Raw genomic sequence first — 24,446 nt, 5'->3', positions numbered from 1 at the left:
TCAATTTGCGTGGTTCTTTTGACTGTTTCCGAGATTTGAACAATACTATTCCTATAAGAGGATTAACTGTAAAAGAGGGAGTGACAGCGTATGACATCATAATGGCACAACAGTGCCACCCTATTGGCATTGTTGTGCCATAGTAGTGACACTGGAGTGCCAATACGGTGGCACTACCTTTAGCATAGGACAAAAGATTCCGTAAGTAGCAGACTTTCCGGTTTACAGCCCTACTTTATCTGTCATCTTAAAACGGAGCGTTCCCCCGTTCAATAATTCATCGAAAGTAATATATGTCCGATCGAGTGAACGATCATTCAACCAGACTTTCTCTACATAGATATTTTTATCGGACAGATTCTCGGCTGTTATGACAAATTGCCTGCCTGACGACAGGTTTATCACCGCCCGGTCAAATAAAGGAGCACCTAGTTCGTAACGACCGGATACCGGGTCCATCGGATAAAAACCTAACGAACTGAAAACATACCAGGCACTCATTTGCCCCGTATCTTCATTCCCGCAGATTCCCGTCGGAGTCGTATCATAAAGAGTTGTCAATACCTCATTGACATATTTCTGTGTCTTATGGGGTTGCCCAACCTCATTATACATATAAATAGTATGATGCCCCGGCTCATTGCCATGTGCATATTGACCGATCAGCCCGCTGATATCACCGGATACGGTTTCTCCTTCCAGCGAAGAATCCATCGTAAATAAGGAATCCAGGCGAGAAGCCAGCACCTCTTTGCCTCCCATCAATTTGGCCAGCCCGTCTATATCATGTGGGACAAAGAATGTCCACTGCCAGGCATTCCCTTCGCAATAATCATCCGACCGGTGTTCCGAGCGCAGAGGATAAAAAGGTGTACGCCAAAGACCGTCTTTAGTCTTTCCCCTTGCAAGCAAAGTGACAGGATCGATCACATTCTTATAATTCAGGGAGCGGGTCCGGAACTCTTTACAAATATCGGGATGATTTGTCAGAGAGGCGAATCGGACAATAGCCCAGTCGTCGAATGCATATTCCAACGTACGGGCTACCGACTCCATTTCCATATCACAGGGCACGTAGCCATATTTCTTATAATTCTCCAACCCGACAAAGTACCCCATCGAATAGCCGCACGTATCTTTCATGGCTGATTCGACCATTGCCCGCATTGCCAGTTCCGTATCAAAGTTCCTGACACCATTCATATAGGCATTAGTTATCAGGGGCATGGAATGGATACCCGTCATCTGGTAAGTCTCAACGCCTGCCAATGTCCAGATAGGTAACTGCCCGGCATATCTGAAATGTTCCAAAGCTGTCCGGATATAATCCTCCATCACGTCAGGACGCAAGACAGTGATCAAAGGACAAGCGGCACGAAACGTATCCCATAATCCGATAACTGCACCATAATAGGCAAAGCCATCCGTCTGATGTACCTGGCTGTCGGAACCACGAAACCGGTTATCCACATCAGAAAAAAGCATCGGATACATCATTACATTGTGTAAGGAGGTGTAAAAAAGTTCTTTCTTTTTCAAATCATTTGTCTCGACTTCTATCTGGCCCAATACCGGCGTCCAGCTCTCTGCCGCTTCTTTTTTCAAGGAATCGAAATCCTTATCCGCCGCTTCTTTCCGGTGATTATCCTCAGCACCCTTCATATCGACTGCAGATATACCTGTTTTAACATCCAGTATCTTTTCCGGATTCTCAAAGGTTAGGATCGCTTTCACATTACGTCCTTTCAGGGCAGAGGTCTCTTCTACACATTCGTTATCCAGGAATAACCGACACTCTTTTATCGGAGAAGAAAATGTCGTATAAAAATAAACATGTTGTTCCGGAGCCCATCCGTTAGTCAACCGGTATCCGCGGACCGTATAATCATCTACTTTTTCAAAAGACGCAGAAAAGACCGTATCCACATCGTGTTCACGCTGGATTGTACAAGCTCCCTGTGAGCCGTATTCCAGATCTATAATAACAGGGACGGAACCAGCAGACTTATATTTATATCGTTGCAGTCCACAACGTAAAGAAGCGGTTAGTTCCACATTCAGATCGCCGTTATAAAGATCAACCGAGTAATATCCGGGTTCCGCCCACTCTTTCTCATGGGAAAAATCAGCCTGATAATACTGGGAATATAACTCCGTAAGGCTATCTGTCTTATAGTTCAGGGGAAGAGGCAGAAATAAAATATCCAGAAAGTCGCCACAGCCTCCGCCGCTTTTATGCACATGGCTGAAGCCGACCAGACTCGTATGGTCATAATGATATCCTGAACTGTTCGCATGTGTATCAGCCCCTATCTGTACCATTCCAAACGGGACAGAAGCGACAGGAGTGACACATCCGTTCAGTCCGGTTCCAATAAATTTATTCACATACTGATTATTAGACTGAGGCTGCTCCGTTTGGCAGGAGAATAACAAGGTAACCAACAGTAGTGAGAATAATCCGTTTTTATTTAATTTATTCATAGTGCATTCATTTTATAATCTCCACAATATCATGTATTTTCAAGTCAGGGACTACAAAAGTAACCTTCCCGTCAACGTAATCGAACCGTAATGGCCGTCCATCCGGTTGTAACAATACCTTCTTCGGTCTTTCTTCCGACCGGACTACGACGTTGAAATCTCTTAATTCAGGTATCTCATCAATGCCCTTCACACTCCGGTTTGCATGATCGCCGGATGTATTAACCAATTGGATCAACATACGTCCGTCCTTTTCCGACGGGATCACATGAACCCGGTGAGAACCTTTCACAGAAACCAGAGGTTCAGGGAAGAGGTCACCGATCAGCTCTGACAGGAAGTCCCTGAATACAGGAGAAGTCGTTGAAAGATAAGATTCGCCGATATTCATATAAACACCGGCAACTTTGCCTTTACCGTATTTATGAATCGTTGCAGCACTACCCGATGGGAAACGGAAATCATTCGTCTGATACAGCCGGGCAAGTTCTTCAGTTCCCTGCTCACAACGAATCTCACGGAATTTACCTTGTATATCGACAAAACGGTTATCAAACCCCAGGCAGGATGCCCCTCTTTCACCGACTCCCTGCACACCTAATATATCGTCAAAAAGAACGGTCGCCTCCGAACCTATAACGAGTAGATTTCCTCCTTTTTTCACATATTCCTTCAACCTGGCGATCATTTCCGGTTCCATAACCTCCCACTCGGGAACAACAATGACCGGATATTCTTCCATCCTTTTTTCCATGTGGTGGGTCATTAAAACCTCAACAGCCTGCTGACCGTCCAGAAGAGCATTCATAATACCTCTGATCCCATTCACACCAAAAGGTCTGTAAATATCATTCACCTTTTGTTTCCAACCTGCCGTAGAATAGAACAAGGCGATTTGCGGGATAGGTTTTATTCCTTTACAATAGTCTCTTCTTGGCAAGACAAAATCAGCAACTTCCCGCATAATATCAAATGATGCAGGTTGAAAAGACATATCCTCGTTTTGCCTGAAATACATCTGGCAACCGCCCCCCAGACTGATTACGGCTGCCGCCTCCTGACAGAGCTGTAAGGCTGTTTTAGGAACTGAATGACGGACAAAACTCCATGCCATCAGGTCGTAAGGCAATCCTTGTCCGGCTAAACAACGGGCATTCCAATTGGCAGTGTTCAAGGCATCATCCGGATCATAATCGCCGGAGAGGAAGTCCAGTTTTATTCCGGCCGGAACCGGTTCCGGCATCAAGGCACTAAAAGCCCAATTCGAGCATAACTGGAATTGCGGAGCTACTTTTTTCAATTCTGCCGTATAATGGTCTATATAAGCTATAAACTTCTTCCGGTTGAATTCCAGCAGTATCTTGTAGTTCGGGTCTTCCGCCACAGTCGGCATATAACTCAAGCCAGTCACCTGTTTAAATTCCTCCTGAGCCTTCGGGTGGTAATCAGGATAAACCGCCCAGCTTTCTCCGTCGATCCATACACCATCCACTTTATATTTCAATGCCAGTTCCTTGAGCTGGGGGATCAATAAGCGGTCGGCATAATTACCCCAAAAGCTGGTATTTTGTCCATCCAGTTTACCGTCCGGTGCTCTTCTACCCTCTTCCGGATACAACCGTACATAGTTTATATCCATTACTCCTGAATGATGTACATACAATGCCACATTTCTTTTGAAGGTAACCTCCCGGATCAAAGCCAGAGGATCTTTATCATATCCGGCAGCCTGTTGTCCAACCACCGTCGGATAAGAAGAGACTCCCGGATGCCCTTTACTATCCACCTGAATATAGTCAGGCCGCACGGCCTTTAACATAGAGTCGATCATTCCTTCGGTCAATGTTTTCCCCAGATGTTCATCCGTTAACTGGGAGTGACGGTCGAAATGAACACCCCAAAATGATTCAGAACGTGTTTTTATCTTATCCTGTGCATTGAGCGGTAGTGTCAACGTCACAAAAATCAAGACATATATTATATTTTGCAGACTTCTCATGTTCTTTTATTTGATTAAAACAGACAATAAAAGGGCATCCGGGAACAGTTGTTCCCGGTACGCCCTCATATACTTTATAAATTTTAATAACCCGGATTCTCCGGAGCCAGGTTCGGATTATTGGATATCCTACCCGGAGTAATCGGGAAATAATAGTGTTCTTCCTTAAATACGGAAGGTACGCCCCCCATTGCATTCTCGTTCAATTCAATCCTGAACTTTCCGGTTTTCACATCATAGAATGTATAAATACCGGAAAAATTACGGGTTATAGCATCAACTGCCGTGCGCCAACGTCTCAAATCCCACCAGCGCTGGTCTTCAAAAGCAAGTTCCACTTTTCTTTCATGGCGGATCGCATCACGGGTTATATTCGTCAGCAAAGCGATACCGGCTCTTCCCCTTATCTGGTTTACAGCATCTAAAGCTTCAGAACTCTTACCTAACTCAAATGCTGCTTCCGCGTAGTTCAACAAAATCTCCCCGTAGCGGAAAACGATAAAGTCGACTTTTGTCTTGCCGGCATCTACCGGCACCAAACCGTCATCCAAATATTTTTTGACATTGAATCCGGTAATTGCTCCTCCTGCATATCCCGCAGCAGAGTAAGAACGGCCTTGAGCAGGTTTTCCCTGATAAAATCCTGTTGTAACCTTGGTTCCGTTTTCCGTGATAATACCGCCCCAGTTCTCTACGGCTTCTCCTTTCCAGATAGTTCCTTCATAATAAACGGAAGCAAAGAAACGGGGATCTTTATTCTTAAAGAATTCATTCAAATCCCAGGGCTGACTCAGAGCCAAGGCCCTGTCGAAAGTTCCCGGCGTTCCATCTATATTCTCAAAAGACTCTACCATTTCCAGATAAACGGACGTATTACTACCTCCCCATCCGGGACAGAACTGGAACGGAGACATGAACAAATCATAGTTGCTACCCACTTGTTCGCCTGTCAACTGTTTAGAGAATATTACTTCCACATTATTCTCATCCAGGAACAATTTTCTGAAATTCTCTGCCTTATCATTAGGTAACTGATTATATAACGCAAAAACATTCGAGTCGATAATCTCTTTGGATGCCTCGTAAGAGGCTTTCCAGAAACGTTCTGCCTCATTCGCCGGAATACCTACCAGGCCATCGATCTGAACTTTACCCCAGGTTGCAATACTGGCTGCATACATGGCAGCCCTGCTCTTCAATGCCAGTGCAGCATATTTAGTCGGATAACCGACCTCATCGCTACTATAACTCTCCGGCAAATCTTTTGCGATCTCATCCATTTCATTTATAATGAAATCATAAACATCGATCTCTTTATCCCTGGAAACCAGCAATTCTTCCATCGGAGCATCTATCGCCTGTGCCTTTGTAATAACAGGAATGCCACCGTACCTTTTTACCATGAAGAAATAGGTAATCGCCCTGGCAAAACGGATCTTACCGGACAACACTTTCTTTTCCGGTTCCGATACGGCTGCGGATGTCTCTATCTTTTCAAGAAATTCATTCGTTTTACGAATGGTTCCATAACGCCATTGCTCCAATAAACCGCCATCTTTATTCAGAAAACCGGCTTTCCATGTTGAATACAGAGGATGCCAGTCCCGCCCTTGACGTCCTTCGTCTGATAATCCGGAAGTAGGGTCTACCTCTTCATAACCGGAACCGTCACGGATCAGAAAATCCAATTCACTGTAGACTCCGCTGATGTATGAATTTATCAAAGCCTTATCGTTCCATACAGCCTCCTCGGATATGATATCCAACGGTGCCTTATCCATTATATCGCAGGAAAAACTTCCACAAAAAAGTAATAAGTAGATAAAATATTTTGCTTTCATAACCGTACTATTTAAAAAGTAACATTTAATCCTAAAGAGACTGATTTGGTGACAGGATATGACCAACCTCTGGTTGCATCCGGTGTTTCCGGATCCAATCCGTATTTACGCAACGGATTTATTGCAAATAAGTTTGTTCCGACAACAAACAGACGCAAATTCTCCATTCTTAAGTTACGTATCAGGCCCTTATCAAAAGTATACCCCAAAGTGAGATTTTTCAGACGCAAATAAGATGCGTTTTTATACCAATAGTCAGAATTCCAGTTATTGGTGGTCTGACCGATCTTTTGTCGCGGGATAATTGCGTTCCGATCATTATTCTCAGGCGTCCAACGTTCATTCCAGATAACTTTGAAAGGAGTTCTTACGCCATCGATATTGATATTACCGGATTGCAGTTGCACATAATAATCAGCAGCTCCCTGTGCAAAGACACTCAGGTCAAATCCTTTGTATTTCATATTAAGATTGATACCGTAAATGATATGAGGAGTACCGCCGCTTCCAATAGTGCTGGCATCCCGCCAGTCTACTTCTCCGTCATTATTCAAATCGAGTATCTTTATGTCACCCGGACGAAGGGAGGTGTTTCCCATGCCATCCATATCATATCCCAGATTGTCTATTTCTTCCTGGCTCGTAAATAAACCGTCCGATTTATAGGCATTATAGACATCGATCCATTGACCGGACTTTTTCTTCAGACGTATGTCATCCGGATCTGTATAATCAGGTTCATCATAATGGATCCATTTCGAGCGTGACCAGGAAACATTTCCACTGATGTCATAAGAGAATTCCCCGAAATTACCCCGGTGACCGATCAGGACTTCAAAACCTCTTGTACTCTGGCTATTGATATTCTCACTCGGAAGAGTCGCTCCAAAGGTATTGGGTAATGACACGACACGGGTTCCTAACATATCATCCCGCTTTCTATAAAAGACATCGATCTCCGAATACAATTTATTATTCAATACGGATAAATCCAATCCTACATTATATAATGTCATCGTTTCCCAGGATATATTTGTATTGGCAATACCAGTAGTTGTCAAACCGGGTACCTCTTTTCCTCCCAGTACATTATAGCCTTCAAACTTATACCCTGTAAGATACTGGAATGCACCGACGGAGTCAAAGCCTGTCTGGCTCACACCGGCACGTAATTTCAAATTATCGATCCAGGTCAGGTTATTCTTTATAAAAGCTTCTTCCGACATACGCCAACCGGCAGAAAGGCTGGGGAAGAATCCCCATCTTTTATCCTTCGGGAAGTTCGGAGAACCATCGTAACGAGCCGTGGCTTCCAACAGATATTTTCCCTGATAAGCATAATTCGCACGAGCAACGAAACTGGCTCTTCCGGATACCGAAGCACTACCGTTCGCCTGTTGATTGATGGTACCCCCTGCAAATAACTGGTCGATCGCACTTGTCACATAATTCTCCCTATAGGCCGAAAAGTTTCCATTATTATAATCTATAATCTCAACCAGTGCCAAACCATTTATTGCATGGTCTTTGTTAATCACTCTATCATAATTCAAAGAGAACTGGCCTGTTATAACCTGATTTTTATGAAACTCCTGTTTCAGGGATGTCGGCATCGACTTACCATATAAAGTATAAGTATCCGTTGCATAATCATAATCCCAGATATCATTTTGCTTCGTCCAGTTCTTCCGGTCGTAAGAGACCTGCTGATAGTTCAACTTCAACTTGGCACTCAATCCCGGAACAGGGTGCACTTTGTAATTAACCGTAAATGCTCCGTTCAATGTGTTCTTATATGTTTTATCATATCCACCCAAATCTTCATGTGTATTTATTATGGCATTGAACGGTCCCGGACCTATATGGGGAACCTTTGTCGGATCAGGAAATGAAGCATGAGAGGTCGGCGTACTATCGAAAAAGTCCATCCAGAACCACTCTTCAGAAGCAGGCCGGTTAGATTGACGGACATCGTCTTTAATCGCAGAAAGATCAAGAGAAAATGTCAGGTCGGAAGTCAGATTTACATCCAGATTCGAACGTACGTTGAATCTCCGGTAACCGGTATTTCCTCCTTTAAACATACCATCCTGGCTGAGATAACCTAAGAAAGTATAATACTTAACAACATCGGTACCACCTCTGATCGTCAGATTATACTGTTGTTGAAGTGCTGATTTTTTCATAATCTCATCGTACCAGTTCGTACTAGGATACTGAGGATCGTTCCCTGCAAAATATTTTGCAATATCTTCTTCGGAAAATTTAGTCTGATTCTCAGGGATACCTGAATTGATCTGGGCCTCCCTGAAAAGAGTTGCATATTGGCCGGCATTAACCGGTTCCGGGAAATTCGTATAACTTTGGCTGGTCAACGTTCCGTTAAACGAGATATTCGGCTTACCAGACTGGCCGCGTTTCGTAGTAACCAGGATAACGCCGTTTCCTGCTCTGGCACCATAAATAGCTGCAGATGCATCTTTCAATATAGAAACTGATTCTATTTCATTTGCATCTATATTATTGAACGATTGTTCTACGCCATCTACGATGACAAGTGCGCTTCCGAAAGAACGGATATTTATATCCGCAGCGTCAAAACCGGGTTGCCCGCTTTTTTGCTTGGCTATTAATCCGGGTAGGCGTCCGACTAAAGCGTTCGTCGTACTTGCCACCGGACTTTTAACCAGCTCTTCATTCTTTAAGGTAGCAACAGCACCCGTCACATTCAATTTTTTCTGTGTTCCGTAACCGACTACGACAACCTCATCCAATGATTGAGTATCTTCCGTCATTCTGATCGTAAACGATTTTTGACCATTCACCGGTATTTCCTGGGTATTGAATCCTATATATGAAATTTGTAGGGTTGCTTTATTCGGAACTTCCAAAGAAAATTCTCCATCCATGTTGGTGATAGTTCCGTTTGTCGTACCCTTCTCCATTACATTGGCTCCAATAACACCTTCACCCTGATCGTCAATGACCTTCCCTGTTATTTTCACAACATCTTTCTGTTGGTTAACTGTTGCCAGAGACAAGACAACCTGATGGTTCGCTTTCAAGACATAGGAAACAGCAGCCTGTCGTGCAATCAGTTCCATAATGTCTTTAATATCACCGTTCTTTACATCGATAGATATGATTTTATTCAAATCCGATAGTTCATCATTATAAAAGAAACGATAATCACTCACTTTTTCTATTTCTTTGATTACCTCACGTACCGGCCGGTTCTTCATTGTGAGGGAAATCTGGCTTATTGCTGCGATACTTGAAGAAACAAGTAGTATTCCACACAAAAAAGCCCGTATTAAAAACTGCTTGATGTTACTCATTTTTAAGTGTTTTTTTAATAGTAAATGGATTATAAATAGTAACTTTACAAGCTAAAATCGGATATAAAGATTCCCACGCGGTCAACCCGCCAGTTGACTGTGTAATAAGTATGATTTATAAACTCCGATTTAAGCTAAAAAACTTTGTATAAGGGGCAGCTTTCATTAGAAGTTGTCCCTTTCTTTTATTCTCTTTTCTATCTCATAAGCAATTCATTTAAAGTTAACAATACTCCGTTAATTCACTCTATTTTCTCTCACTCAGGAGAATCGTGTCTCCAAGTGATTCGTACATGATCGGGGATGTCAGGCTGATGATCTCAAATACGTTATCCAGGCTATTATTTTTAATGACACCGGAGAAGCGGTACTGTTTGATCTTTTCTGACTTGAATTCGATCTGCACATTATACAAGCGGTTCAAACGTATAGCAATATCATTCAATGTTTCCCCTTTAAATGCCAGTTCATTATCCCTCCACATGCTTGCATAAGCTATATTCTCCGGACTATCAACTACCAATGTTTCACTTTTCCGGCTAAAAGCAACCTGTTGGGCAGGAGACAATACAGCTGAGTGTTTTCCTGCCGTTGCCCGAATACTACCGGAAAACAATGTGGCAATAACATCGTCATCTTCTTTATAGGCTTTTACATTAAATGTAGTACCCAACGCTTCGACATCCAGTCCTCCGGCTTTTACGATAAAACGATGTTCCTTATCTTTTGCAACTTCAAAATAGGCTTCTCCACGCAAATCGACAACCCGGTCCTCCACACCATAATTACTATTATATATTATTTGTGTATGAGAATTCAGCCAGACTTTCGTACCATCCGGTAAAGTAACACTTGCCCGTTGTCCTTTTTCAGCTTCTACCATATACTCTTTAACCTCCGCCATAGACTGCCGAGTATATAATAGATGAGAGGTTATACCGACTACTACACATAAAATAACAGCCGCCGCATATTGTCCCCAACGAAGCAAACGTCTCCTGTTTTGTTTCCGATCGTTCTTCTGCAGTACAGTCTTATCTGTATTTATCCGGTCTCTTATCTGATTGAACATCCGGAGCTGAACCTCTTCGGAAATCTCCTTTGTTGCAGATTCATGCCAGCGCTGGCGATAGAAAGTCAAAATATCTTCCTGAGAATCAACCTCCCGGAACCAGGCCAACAACTGTTGTTCTTCTTCCGGCGAAGTTTCTCCCCGCATAAAACGATCCAGTAATAATATCTTAGTGTTATCCATCATCTTTATTTTATATTGTATATCCTAAAATCGTACTGTTCCCTTACAAGGGATATAAAAAAAGGATGTCTTTAACATCCTTTAATCATCAAAAGCATCAATATCGCCAAATTAGTATCGTCCGAAAGCTTTTGTTTTATAAAACGCAGCGCTCTATACAATTGCGTTTCAACTGTTTTTTCAGAAATAGACAAACGGGCTGCAATCTCTTTATTCGACAGATGATGACGTCTGCTTAAATGAAAAATATCCTTTCTGGAAGGGGGAAGTTGTTCAACCAATGTATCAATATATTCCTTTAGTGAGTCTGCATCTATATTCTCTTCCATCAGTGATTCGGTCTCTATAGACCGGTCTTTCAAAGCAATATTGACTTGTTCTGATTGCAGACGATTTTCTGTTTCTTTATATACCAGATTCCGGGCAATGGCAAAAAGATAGGAATCAAACCCCAGTTCAGGATCTATACTTGTGCGTTTCTCCCATATTTTCAGAAAAACAGTTTGCGTCAGATCTTCAGCCAGGGATTTATCATATAGAAGAGACTGGATAAAATTAAACACCCAGGAACTATATTTCCAGTAAACAACCTCAAACGCTTTTTCATCTCCCAGCTTCAAACGAAGCAAAACATCCGAGTCTATTGTGGCTATTGCGTGTTTTTTCATCTCTCCTCTCCGTTGACATTGACAAAGATAACATTTTATCCTTAGTTCATAAAGGACTAAGTCACTTTATATCTAACAGAGAAATTATATGGAAGACGGACGATCTGAATTGGTCATAAAATATCTGCAAGGGCAACTGGATACACAGGATATAAATGATTTTTACACCTGGGTGAATGAGAATGTCGAAAATAAAAAGGTATTCTTTGAAATCAAAGCGGTCTATGATGCCTGCTATACCAATAGAATGCAGAATGATATGGAAGGAAGTTGGGATCGCCTTCTGAAGAAGAGAAAGGTGTTTTATCCACGTAAGAAAAGCAGATGGCTGCAATTGGGTAATTATGCAGCAGTCTCTTTTATAACAGTATGTCTTACCTCTTTATTTCTGACTTTCAATAAGGATGAAGACAAAATAGCGACCCGATATATCGGTGGGGACGGTTTGGATGCTGATGTCGTTGAATTACCAGATGGAACACAGGTTTGTCTGGGATCGAAGACTGTCTTTCATTATGAAAATGATTATGGTCGAAAAGAAAGAATTGTCTATCTGGAAGGTGAAGCTTATTTTGAAGTCGCAAAAGATAAAGACAAGCCCTTTATCGTAAAGACAAAGGAACAGAATATCGAAGCCCTGGGAACAAAATTCAATGTTACAGCTTACGCTTCCGACTCACTGCTCACTACAACCCTGCTGGAAGGAGCCGTTCGTCTGAAGACAGAGAATATTCTGCATCAAACCATACTGAAACCCAATCAGCAGTTTATTTACAACCGGAATACACATGCTGGTGATGTCAGGAATGTGGATGCCAAACAGTTCACATCCTGGACTACCGGTTATTATTATTTTCCGGAACAAAGCCTGGAAGCCATACTTTACCGGCTAAGTCATGTTTATGGAGTACAATTTACCGTCACGTCCGAAGCTCTGAACAAACGAACTTTTACCGGAACTTTTTACCGGGGACAAAGTATAAAAGATATCATGGAAATCGTCAATCTTTCTATTCCAATCAAATATAGGATTGACGACCGTCATATAACCGTTTCTGAAATATAAATAATAGCTAATCTTAAAAATGTATTAATATGAGCGAGTAAAGAGGTAAAAAAGAAAAGAAGAGAAAATCTTGCCGGATTCTCTCTTCTAAAACGTGTGATTCAATTAAACTCCCATTGCCGTGGGATTATGTTTAATCTTAAAACATTCAAAAGTATGAATAATCAACGTATAGTTGTTTCTGTAAATCTGAAAAGAACTATAAAAATTATGAAATTAACCGTGTTAATGCTAACCGTTTGCTTGTCGCAAATAGTCGCCGCAACTTATGCGCAAACAACAAAACTAAATGTTTCCGCCAAAGAGGAGACATTAGAAAATGTGTTAAAACAAATAGAAAAACAATCAGAGTTCTTGTTTTTCTATAATCTGGAAGAGGTCAATAAAAATGAAAAGATCTCGATCAGAAAAAAGAATGCCAATATCCAGGACGTTTTGGATGCCATTGCCACCAAAACAGGCTTGAGATATACGATCAAAGACCGTCACATTGTGCTGACTACAGAACATGTTTCAAATGCTGCTATTTCACAACAATCACAGAAGGTAACAGGTGTTGTCAGTGATCTTATGGGACCGGTTGCCGGAGCCAATGTGATTCAGAAAGGAACAACCAATGGCACGACTACCGATCTCGACGGTAAATTCTCTATCGAAGTACCAGCCAATGCAACATTGCAGATTTCTTTTATCGGCTATATTTCACAGGATATTGCCGTAAAAGGACAGAGTGTTATTAATGTAACCTTGAAAGAAGATTCACAGGCGCTGGAAGAAGTTGTCGTTGTCGGTTACGGTACGATGAAGAAAAAAGACCTGACAGGTGCCGTTGCGTCTGTTAAAATGGACGATGCCCCCGTTGGTACGGTTTCAACCATCAGTCATGCGCTGGCTGGTAAAGCTGCCGGTTTGCAGGTAAGTACGATCAGTGCACAGCCGGGAGGTCAGTCAACTTTCCGTATCCGCGGTGCTGCCTCTTCAGACAAGGCTGGGAATGATCCGCTGATCATTATCGATGGTTTTCCGGTGAGCGATCCGGGATCATTGGACAGCGGAAACCAATATAAGGATGGAAATAAGGATAATATCCTGTCTTCAATTAACCCGAACGATATAGAATCTATCGAAGTACTGAAGGATGCAAGTTCTACTGCTATCTATGGTGCACGTGCCGGTAACGGTGTGATTATCGTAACGACGAAACGAGGTAAAAGCGGTGCAGCAAAAGTACAGTATTCCGGTTCTGCATCTGTTCAGGATATTTCAAAGTCTTATGAAATGTTGGATGCTTCAGGCTTTATGCAAGCGACAAACGATTACAGAAAAGAGCTTTGGCTGCGTACGAATGGCGTGGGCATTTATGGTGGTAAATCCGAATCAGAAGTGTCTTCACCTTTTGTTCCCGATTATACTGCTGAACAAATTGCCAATCCTACATATAACACAAATTGGTTTGACGAAATCTCCCGATTGGGATTCCAAACTTCACATAATTTATCCATTACCGGCGGTAATGAGAATACGAAATATCTGGTTTCCGGTAACTATTTCAAACAAGATGGTGTAATTAAAAATAATGCCATGGAGCGTTATTCTGCACGTGTAAATCTGGATCAGAAACTGAGTAAATATGTAAAGATGGGAGTAAACCTGAATGTATCCCGTAACCAATATGACAATATTCCTCTGGGAAATGGGCAGAATGAAAATGCAGGTATCCTGGTTTCGGCCGCTCAGTTTAATCCAACATTGCCTGTACGCGATGAAAACGGTGAATACTCAATGAATCAGGACGCCTCTTTCCTTCCCAACCCAGTTTCTTTATTGGATATTACAGATAAGACAACTAAAGAAAGATTACTAGGTACGGTCTTCTTTGAAGTTCGTCCGATTCAGGATTTATTGTTGAAAGCTAATTTCGGTATTGACCGTAACTATCAGAAACGTAAACAATACATGCCTACAACAACGTTGTACGGAGCAAGAGAAAATGGTTCAGGTTATATAGCACAGGCTGACAACTCAGACTATCTGATGGAATTAACAGCTAACTATACTAAACAATTTGGTGATCATAATTTAAATGCATTGGTTGGTCATTCTTATCAGTTGTTTGATTATGAATTTCTGTCAGGAAAGAGCAATGACTTCATTACAGATGGTTTCTTATATAATAACCTGGGAGCAGGCAATGCAAAACGTCCGACTGTAGGTTCAAGTGCAACAAAATCACGCATGGCCTCATTTTTTGGTCGCGTGAACTATTCATTCAAAGATCGTTATTTATTGACTGCCACTCTTCGTGCCGATGGTTCCTCTAACTTTGCAGACGGAAACCGCTGGGGGTATTTCCCTTCTGTTGCTGCCGGATGGAGATTCACGGAAGAAGAATTCCTGAAGCCTTTGACAAATATCTTATCAAACGGTAAATTACGTTTGAGCTATGGTGAAACAGGTAATGCCAATGTGGGTGACAAAGCATATAGCTACTATAAAGTGGGTAATAATAACTTCTTTGGCGGTAGTGCAGTCAATGGTGTTTACCTGGATCAGATGGGTAACAATGAACTTACCTGGGAAACGACACGTGAATGGAACCTTGGTCTGGATTTAGGTTTTCTGAACGGTCGTATTAATGTAACAGCTGAATATTTCCACAAAGTAATATCAGACCTGTTAAACGAACGGACTCTGTTATCTTACAACGAAGTGAATAAAATTATAGCTAACGTAGGTAAAACTCAAAGCCAGGGTTTTGAATTTACACTCAATACTACCAATATCCGTAACAAAAATTTTGAATGGACTTCCGATCTGACATTCTCTTTATACCGGGACAAATGGAAAGAACGCGATCCGAACTGGAAGCCGAGTGCATACAGCGAATACAACGGTTATATCCGTTCTTATGCCGGTTATCTGTCAGATGGCCTTGTACAACCGGGTGAAAAGATCGACCATATGCCAGGAGCTCTTCCCGGACAAGTAAAAATTAAAGATATCAACGGATATGTTTACAATGAAGACGGTTCGATTAAAGTTGATGAACACGGTATTCCAATGAAGACCGGTAAACCTGACGGCAAACTGGATGATGCTGATAAAGTGATTTATGGTTCTGCCGACCCTGGGTATCTGTTTGGTTTTAACAATACATTTCGTTATAAAAACTTTGATCTGAATGTTTATTTTTACGGACAATTTGATAAATTATCAGCCGGTAGCTATAAGAAAACCTGGATTAGTAATAACGTCAATGACTTACGCCGTGGTTACAACCAACCGGTTTCAGTAGGCGATATTTGGAGTTCAACGAATCCTAACGGCACATTGCCTGGTTATTTCCAAACTGAAAGCGCTTACGGAACGGGGGATTATTATTACGAAAAGACCTGGTTTATCCGTTGTCGCAATATTACGTTAGGCTATAATATACCGATCAAGACCAGCAAGCACATCTTATCTAATGTCCGCGTATATTTTGATGTGAACAACCCGTTTGTTATCACGCCGTATACAGGACTTGACCCGGAAACTGACATTTCAAGTTCAGAAAGTACTCCTTCAAGTCTGCAATGGGCTTATCCGAATGTCCGTACTTACAGCTTTGGTTTGGATATTACATTCTAATTTATTAATCAATAAAAGAAGATATAAGATCATGAAGAAATTATTATATACATTAATGTGCTGCTGTACATTAATCTCATGTACTGATCTGGAGCCGGAAAGATATGATGCCATCAACCCCGGATTTTTCCCAAAAACAGAGAAAGATGCGGAAGCATTGATCACAGGCGGAGTTTACGCCCCTTTTCGTTGCGATAACTATAGTGGTATCTTCAACGTGGCAACCGGTGTACAGATTATCGGAGATATGTCGACCGATCTGGCTGTTTGTTGTTGGGTGAATGATGCATGGATTCCTTTGACCAGTCACAACTGGACACCCAATCACCAGTATTCGACAATAAACTACACCAATTATGCCAAATATCTGGGGACAATGACATTGACGCTTGAACGCATTTCCGGTGTGGAAATGGCAGATAATGTGAAAGCACGTATGAATGCCGAAATCCATATGGGACGTGGTTGGCTAGCCTTCCTCTTATATGATTTCTATGGTCCCATGCCAATACCTACACTTGAACAGCTAAATAACCCGTTGGCAGAAGAGATCATTCCCCGGGCAAGCCAGGAAGAAATGACAACATTTATCGAAACAGAATTAAAATCAGCACTGGAAGGCCTTCCTACCCGCGCTTCTGCATTCGGACGTTTTGATAAAGGTCTAGCATATACAGTCCTGATGAAATTCTACATGCACGAAAAGAACTGGGCAAAAGCTGTTGAATGTGGTCGTGAGTTGATGAAAGCCGACTACGGATACGGATTAATGGATTCCTACCAGTCTATTTTCACCCTGGAAAACGAACAGAATAAAGAAATCATCTTTGCCTGCACCGAAGAAAGAGGTACCCAACTGGAATTATGGCACGACCATTGCCTGCCGGGTAACTATCCCTGTAAGAACAATTCTATCCAGCGTTGGGACGGCTTCAAGGTTCCCTGGCCTTTCTATCGCACATTTGACAAGAACGATGATCGTCTATCCGTATTGGTTGGCGAATATATGGGTAACGACGGCGTATTATTCAATGAAGAATCTGATATTATAAAACATGGTAATACCTATTCAGGCGCGGTTCCTGTGAAATATGGCGAAGATCCGGAATCAACAGGTGATGGCAGCCAGATCGATTGGATCGTTTATCGCTACGCAGATGTGCTGACTTTGCTTTCAGAAGCAATCGTCCGCCAGGGAAATTCGGTAACACAAGAAGCTGTCGATTTGTTAAATCAAATACGTGTACGAGCTAAATTGTCTCCATATACTATGGGAGACATAAAAGGCGTCGATGATTTTCTGGATAAGATGCTTCAGGAACGCGGCCACGAATTTTGGTGGGAAGGAAATCGCCGTGCAGACCTGATTCGACATGGTAAATTCATCCAGAACGCGATCGACCGTGGTTCAACGACGACAAAACCCGAATTTGTTCTCTTCCCGTTGCCACAGGCTGTCATCAACGAGGGGAAAGGAATTATCATCCAGAACCCCGGATATTAATTCGTTCCTCCAAAGAAAAAAACTATATTTGCATTTTAAGAAAAGGCCGCAGTTAAAAGCGGCCTTTTTTCTCTGATAAAAAATGAATATCATGAAACACTTGTTTTACACATTTATTTCCGGTTTACTTCTAATAGGTAATATACAGTCTTCCAATGCTCAAGATTATCCGCCTAACCCATTGGAAAAAGAAGGATACCGCTTAATTTTCCATGATGAATTTGATGGTAAAGAAATTAATACGGATAAATGGATTCCGGAGTATCTGCCGTCATGGCCCAAAGACAGATCTGTTTGTGCCCCGACTTATGAAATGAAAAATGGCATTATCAGACTTATCATTGACAAGAACTCAAAAAATGAATTTGATAAAGGAATGCATATATCAGGTTTCATGAGTGCCAGTCGTACCGGCCTGCATCACTATGACCCAAAGAAAAAAGCACTTCACCAGATAAAAACGGAAGCGACTCAAATCAATCAGTACGGATATTACGAAATGCGTGCAAAGATGCAGGATGGCGGAGGTGTTCATTGTGCCTGGTGGCTAATCGGTTTCGAAGACGACCCGAATCAAAGTTGTGAGATTGATATATTTGAAATACTGGGAACAGATATCAATCGTATATGGTCTACCGTACATAGTTGGAAAGATTCTACCATCCAGTATCACACCGAACATCCGTGGTTTGCCAATAAAAAGCTAGCCGAAGAGTTTCATATATATGGCTTCGACTGGACACCGGAAGGTGTCACTGTTTATGTCGATGGCATACAGGTAATGAAACACAAAGCAGCGATTACCTATCCGCTCATCCAAATCATTTCTTTTTATGATAACCGGAAAGCCAAAGATGGCTGGACAGGTACTTATGATCCAACCATTCCCTATCCTAAAAGTTTTGATATCGACTACATCCGTATGTACAAAAAAATACCGGAAGGATACAAGAGCATTCCGGAGAATGATTTGCGCATTACCTCTATCGAACCTGCCTGTTTACAAGTTGCCGAAGGGAAAGCGACTTTACGGAATATTGACGGACACATTACCCGCGAATTGTTATATACACCTTCGTTTGTCAATGTACATTATAATGACGGTACTACAACTCAACAGTTTGTAGAATGGGAGCCTTTAAATGAGGAAGCCTTTGAAAAAGTCCAAAAAGAAGGAACAGTTATTGTAGATGGCCAGATCAAAGGACTACCGGAGTCATTATTGAAAGGGCAAAAAGCTACGTTAATCATCACTATCAAATAAGATTAATTCTATGAAAATTATTCATCTCTTATGTTTACTATTCATCGCGGTGATAGCCAAAGCTGCATCACCCGTCGAGGCTTTGTTGGAACGCATTGACAAAAGAGCTTCCGATAAATTCATTATCGAACAGATCAAATCTCCAGTCGACTTTTTCGAACTGGATCAGAAAGGAAACAAAGTCGTCATCCGTGGAAATAACCCGGTAAATATAGCAGCAGGATTAAACTGGTATCTGAAATATCATGCAGGAATCAATCTTTCCTGGAATGGCATGCAAGCCAAGCTTCCGGAAGTTTTGCCGGCTGTCGTCCGAAAAGAACGTCATGAAACAGACATGAAATATCGCTACGATTTCAATTATTGCACCTATTCATATACCATGGCTTTCTGGGATTGGGAACGTTGGGAAAAGGAAATTGATTGGATGGCCCTACATGGAATCAACCTGCCGCTCGCCATGGTCGGGACGGACGGCGTCTGGTATAATGTACTTAAGAAGTTAGGATACAATAAAGATGAGATCAACGAGTTTATTGCCGGCCCCGGTTTTCAGGCCTGGTGGCTGATGAATAATCTGGAAGGCTGGGGTGGACCGAATCCCGACAGCTGGTACAAACAGCAGATCACCCTGCAACAGCGTATTGTAAAACGGATGCGCGAATACGGCATCGAACCCGTCTTCCCCGGTTATTCGGGAATGGTTCCTCACAATGCAAAAGAAAAACTGGGACTGAATGTTTCCGATCCCGGACTATGGTGTGGTTACCACCGCCCTGCATTCCTGCAACCGACAGATCCCCGCTTCCAGGAAATAGCCTCCCTGTATTACAAAGAGCTGAACAAACTCTATGGCAAAGCTAACTTCTACAGCATGGATCCCTTCCATGAAGGCGGAAGTGTAGCAGGAGTAGACCTGGATGCCGCGGGAAAAGCGATTATGCAGGCCATGAAGAAAAATAATCCGAAAGCCGTATGGGTGGCACAAGCCTGGCAGGCAAATCCACGCTCTCAGATGATTGAGAATCTGAAAGCCGGCGATATGATCGTCCTCGACCTGTTTTCAGAAAGCCGCCCGCAGTGGGGTGATCCCGAATCTACCTGGCATCGCAAAGACGGTTTCGGCCAGCACAACTGGATTTATTGCATGTTGCTGAACTACGGCGGCAATGTAGGCCTACACGGTAAAATGGCGCACGTGATCGACGAATACTATAAAGCTAAAGAAAGCTCTTTCGGCAAAACATTGCGTGGTGTAGGAATGACAATGGAAGGAAGCGAAAATAATCCGGTCATGTTTGAACTGTTGACGGAACTCCCTTGGCGCCCGGTACATTTCGATAAAAATGAGTGGCTTAAAAACTACACGGTAGCCCGTTACGGAAAAGTGAACCCAACCGTGCAGGAGGCCTGGATTCTCCTGAGCAATTCCATTTATAATTGTCCACCGGAAAATACGCAACAGGGTACCCACGAATCTATTTTCTGTGCCCGCCCTTCCGATCACCCTTATCTGGTATCGAGTTGGTCTGAAATGAGTGACTATTACAATCCGGATGACGTTATTCGTGCCGCAGCCATGATGGTTTCCGTTGCCGACCAGTTTTCAGGTAATAATAATTTCGAATACGATCTGGTAGACATCGTCCGCCAGGCCATCGCCGAAAAAGGTCGTTTGGTAGAAAAAGTAGTGGAAGCCTCCTTCGCCTCCGGTGATAAACAGCTTTACAATACAGCCGCCAACCGCTTTCTGCAACTTCTCCTGTTACAGGATGAGTTACTGGGGACCCGTCCGGAATTTAAAGTCGGAAATTGGATCGCCCAGGCCCGCTCTCTTGGAAATACCCCGGAAGAAAAAGACCTGTATGAATGGAATGCCCGTGTACAGATCACGACTTGGGGGAACCGCAATGCTGCCGATAAAGGCGGTTTGCGTGATTATGCCCATAAAGAATGGAACGGTATCCTGAAAGACTTCTATTACATGAGATGGAAAACATGGTTCGACTATCAGAACGAATTACTGGATGGCAAAAAGCCGACTGCAATCGATTTCTACGCATTGGAAGAGCCCTGGACAAAATTGACGGATTCTTATTCATCCGAACCGGAGGGTGATTGTATTTCGACTGTAAAACGTATATTTGCAGAAGTATTTGAACAATAACTTGAAGATAACACTATGAATCTCAAAAAAATCTGTCTTTTTTTGCTTCTCCTGGTAATAACTTCCCCTTGTTGGGCCGGAAGTAAATATGAATCAAAAATCAGTTCTCTGGAAGGAGAGAAATGGTGGGGAGGTATGGTTGGATTAGGCTCCCAAATGCCGTTCAAAAGCGATATGCGGCTGTTCGACCTGTCTGCCGAGAATCTGAACAATCAGAATGTACCTCTTCTTCTTTCTTCGGAAGGCCGCTACATCTGGAGTGACAAACCTTTCTCTTTCAAGATAGAGGGCGGAAATCTGCATCTGTTTTCAGATTATGAAAGCTTGGAACCTGTGTTGGCAGGAAATACACTGAAAGACGCTTATATGGCAGCCTCTACCAAACATTTTCCTCCTTCCGGACAGTTACCGGATTCTTTGTTCTTTTCAATGCCGCAATACAACACCTGGATTGAACTGATGTACAATCAGAATCAGGAAGATATATTGAAATATGCAGATAACATAATGAAAAATAACTTCCCGGTGGGTGTTTTCATGGTAGACGATAACTGGCAGAAGCATTACGGTAATTTTGATTTCAAACCGGAACGTTTCCCCGATCCGAAAGGTATGATCGACCAATTGCACAAAGACGGATTCCGTATCATGTTATGGATTTGCCCGTTTGTCAGTCCGGATAGTCCCGAATTCCGTGAGTTGCAACAGAAAGGCTATCTAATCAAAAAGAAAGGAACTAAACAGGCTGCAATCATCCCTTGGTGGAATGGTTATAGTGCTTGTTACGACTTAAGTAACCCTGCCGCTGCCGAACACCTGAAGAAACAATTGCGCAATATGCAGGAGCAATACGGAGTAGACGGTTTCAAATTTGACGCCGGTGACATCGGTCATTACAACGATCCGACTCTGGAGTTCTATGACAAAGCTGCCACCTCAGTGGATATGTGCGAATACTGGGCTAAGATCGGATTGGATTTCCCATTTAATGAATACCGTGCCGGCTGGAAAATGGGCGGTCAGGCTTTAGTACAACGTCTGGGAGATAAGGATTATTCCTGGAATGCAGTAGGACTCCTGATTCCTGATATGATTGCTGCCGGATTATTAGGATATGCTTATGCCTGTCCCGACATGATCGGCGGAGGCCAGTTCGGTTCTTTCCTGGGAGTAGACCAGACAAAGCTGGATCAGGAGTTGATCGTTCGTTCCTGCCAGGTACATACGCTGATGCCGATGATGCAGTTCTCGGTTGCCCCCTGGCGCATCCTGGATGAAAAACATCTGGCTATTTGCCGTGATTACGCTTATTTACATGAGAAAATGGGAGGTTACATTCTGGAACAGGCCCGCCACTCCGCAGAGACCGGCGAACCGATCCTCCGTCATATGGAATATGCTTTCCCGCACCAGGGATTTATCGACTGCAAAGACCAGTTTATGCTAGGCGACAAATATCTGGTAGCTCCCATCGTAACAAAGGAACATAAACGCAAAGTAATGTTGCCCAAAGGACAATGGAAAGACGACACCGGTAAAAAATTCCGTGGGCCTAAAATGATAGAGGTGGAAGCTCCGCTAGAGAGGTTGCCTTGGTTTGAAAAAGTGAAATAAGGAGAGTGTCAAAAGTCACACTATGGTACGCAGATGACGCAGATCGGGCAGATTAGCACAGATAAATAAATTGAAAATCAATAAATAATCTGTGCTCATCTGTTTAATCTGTATTATCTGTGTGCCTACCCTTGCCAGAGAACTTTGAAATCAGGATTTAGGTTGTTCAACAACATTCGTATTGCCTCCTCCCCGAAGTGTCAAATCCACAGGATGATTTTTCAGCCATGCTCCCCCTGTAAAATCTGGGATATCGATAGAGTTAGAACGATTGGCAACGGACCAATAGCTCAACGGAGTAATAGAACACCAGCTTGCCGCATCATACACATCCATATCGAGGGGAAGACCATTTCTCAAACAATCTATCATACGCCAATCCATAATAAAATCCATCCCTCCGTGTCCACCAATAATTTTGGCAACTTCAGAAATGTGTTTGACAACTTCAGGCGTATACTGAACTTCCAATTCCGCCAGTTTTTCCGGAGATATATAATCATGTCCGAACGCAATCTTACCCGGCTCCGGATATTTCCGGCATGATCCTTTTGTTCCCGTCAAAACATGTAAGCGATCGTAAGGATGTGGAGTACTTACATCATGTTGAATCATGATTGTTTTTCCTTTGGCTGTACGAACCGTTGTCGTATTCATATTTCCCCGGTACTTCATTTCTGCCATTGGTTTGTAATAATCATTTTGAGCGGCTAATTCTTTGGCTTTTGCTTCCATCAAGAAATCATCAGTCGACATAGAAGTCAAATATTCCATCTTATCTCCCCGATTAATATTCATTGCCCAACAAACCGGCCCCAGTCCATGGGTCGGATAAGGATTCCCACTTTTATGATTTTCATCCCATCGCCAGGTCGGCCATTGCGGTTCTCCGAACATACCACTCAATAACTCATGTATATAAGCCCCTTCCCCATGTATAACTTCTCCAAACAATCCCTGTTGAACCATATTTACAGTTAATATTTCAAAGAAGTCATAACAACAATTTTCCAACTGCATGCAATGTCTTTTTGTCCTCTCCGAGGTTTCTACTAATTGCCAACATTCTTCCAGAGTTTTTGCGGCAGGAACTTCCACTGCTACATGTTTTCCACATTCCATAGCATATACAGCGATAGGAGTATGCCATTCCCAGGGAGTTGCGATATAGATCAAATCGATATCTTCCTGTTCACATAATTTTTTCCAAGCATATTCATCTCCAAAATATTCTTCTGCCGGACGCTTATTAAAATTCTTCAAGGTTTCCTGATTCTTTTTTACCGCTTCTTCCCGGAGATCACACAGTCCTCTGATTTCAATCTCTTTGATATTGAGAATACGGGTAACCGCCCAACTTCCACGACTACCTATCCCTACATAACCTATACGAACAACCGGAATAGGGGCAGCGGCATAACCGCACATGTTAAATAACTGTTTTCTGTTTTTCCCTTTTTCAACACATTCTTTTACAACAGCTTCAACCTCCGATTTATTCGTTGAGGTACAGCCCGTAAAGCCGGTTAATGCAACACCGGCTCCCAGCAAAGAGCCTTTCAAAAAGTTACGACGATTTATACTCATGATAATAAGTATTTATTGGTTTGATAAAA

General features: G+C 42.5%; 13 protein-coding genes. 6 read left to right on the top strand and 7 right to left on the bottom strand.

The window, feature by feature from the left end:
* Positions 1-222: 222 nt before the first annotated feature.
* The 6 genes from HMPREF1535_RS09940 to HMPREF1535_RS09915 form a co-directional block, all read right to left on the bottom strand.
* The gene (locus tag HMPREF1535_RS09940; protein WP_052716682.1) at positions 223-2,484 is read right to left on the bottom strand and encodes a GH92 family glycosyl hydrolase; all 2,262 of its coding nucleotides are present in this window, start codon (positions 2,482-2,484) and stop codon (positions 223-225) included.
* Between the two features lie 7 nt (positions 2,485-2,491).
* The gene (locus HMPREF1535_RS09935; protein WP_052716681.1) at positions 2,492-4,483 is read right to left on the bottom strand and encodes a beta-galactosidase trimerization domain-containing protein; all 1,992 of its coding nucleotides are present in this window, start codon (positions 4,481-4,483) and stop codon (positions 2,492-2,494) included.
* A gap of 83 nt (positions 4,484-4,566) precedes the next feature.
* Complete coding sequence (locus HMPREF1535_RS09930; protein WP_046146022.1) at positions 4,567-6,324, bottom strand: RagB/SusD family nutrient uptake outer membrane protein; 1,758 nt, start codon at positions 6,322-6,324, stop codon at positions 4,567-4,569.
* Between the two features lie 11 nt (positions 6,325-6,335).
* Entirely contained in the window at positions 6,336-9,662 is a 3,327-nt protein-coding gene (locus HMPREF1535_RS09925) for a TonB-dependent receptor (protein WP_046146021.1), read from the bottom strand.
* Between the two features lie 247 nt (positions 9,663-9,909).
* Positions 9,910-10,920 carry a FecR family protein gene (locus HMPREF1535_RS09920; RefSeq protein ID WP_046146020.1) on the bottom strand — a complete coding sequence of 337 codons (1,011 nt, stop codon included), beginning with the start codon at positions 10,918-10,920 and terminating at the stop codon, positions 9,910-9,912.
* Positions 10,921-10,988: 68 nt separating this feature from the next.
* Positions 10,989-11,585, bottom strand: a complete 597-nt coding sequence (locus tag HMPREF1535_RS09915) for an RNA polymerase sigma-70 factor (protein WP_046146019.1) — start codon at positions 11,583-11,585, stop codon at positions 10,989-10,991.
* 88 nt (positions 11,586-11,673) lie between these two features.
* Here HMPREF1535_RS09915 and HMPREF1535_RS09910 point away from each other — a divergent pair, with 88 nt between their 5' ends.
* The 6 genes from HMPREF1535_RS09910 (at position 11,674) to HMPREF1535_RS09885 (ending at position 22,830) form a co-directional block, all read left to right on the top strand.
* Positions 11,674-12,651, top strand: coding sequence for a FecR family protein (locus tag HMPREF1535_RS09910; RefSeq protein ID WP_046146018.1), 978 nt, complete (start codon positions 11,674-11,676; stop codon positions 12,649-12,651).
* Positions 12,652-12,807: 156 nt separating this feature from the next.
* Positions 12,808-16,281 carry a TonB-dependent receptor gene (locus HMPREF1535_RS09905; RefSeq protein ID WP_046146490.1) on the top strand — a complete coding sequence of 1,158 codons (3,474 nt, stop codon included), beginning with the start codon at positions 12,808-12,810 and terminating at the stop codon, positions 16,279-16,281.
* A 31-nt stretch (positions 16,282-16,312) separates the two neighbouring features.
* On the top strand, positions 16,313-17,785 hold the full coding sequence (locus HMPREF1535_RS09900; RefSeq protein WP_009860110.1) for a RagB/SusD family nutrient uptake outer membrane protein: 1,473 nt from the start codon (positions 16,313-16,315) through the stop codon (positions 17,783-17,785).
* 91 nt (positions 17,786-17,876) lie between these two features.
* On the top strand, positions 17,877-19,049 hold the full coding sequence (locus HMPREF1535_RS09895; protein ID WP_046146017.1) for a family 16 glycosylhydrolase: 1,173 nt from the start codon (positions 17,877-17,879) through the stop codon (positions 19,047-19,049).
* Positions 19,050-19,059: 10 nt separating this feature from the next.
* Positions 19,060-21,216 carry an alpha-N-acetylglucosaminidase gene (locus HMPREF1535_RS09890; RefSeq protein ID WP_046146016.1) on the top strand — a complete coding sequence of 719 codons (2,157 nt, stop codon included), beginning with the start codon at positions 19,060-19,062 and terminating at the stop codon, positions 21,214-21,216.
* A gap of 15 nt (positions 21,217-21,231) precedes the next feature.
* The gene (locus tag HMPREF1535_RS09885; protein WP_046146015.1) at positions 21,232-22,830 is read left to right on the top strand and encodes a glycoside hydrolase family 31 protein; all 1,599 of its coding nucleotides are present in this window, start codon (positions 21,232-21,234) and stop codon (positions 22,828-22,830) included.
* Between the two features lie 150 nt (positions 22,831-22,980).
* On the opposite strand, the gene HMPREF1535_RS09880 is transcribed toward HMPREF1535_RS09885, so the two are convergent.
* Positions 22,981-24,417, bottom strand: a complete 1,437-nt coding sequence (locus tag HMPREF1535_RS09880) for a Gfo/Idh/MocA family oxidoreductase (protein WP_046146014.1) — start codon at positions 24,415-24,417, stop codon at positions 22,981-22,983.
* Positions 24,418-24,446 lie beyond the last annotated feature (29 nt).

The organism is Parabacteroides goldsteinii DSM 19448 = WAL 12034, from assembly GCF_000969835.1.
In the GTDB taxonomy this organism is placed as follows: domain Bacteria; phylum Bacteroidota; class Bacteroidia; order Bacteroidales; family Tannerellaceae; genus Parabacteroides; species Parabacteroides goldsteinii.
This window is presented reverse-complemented; position numbering and strand designations above follow the sequence as displayed.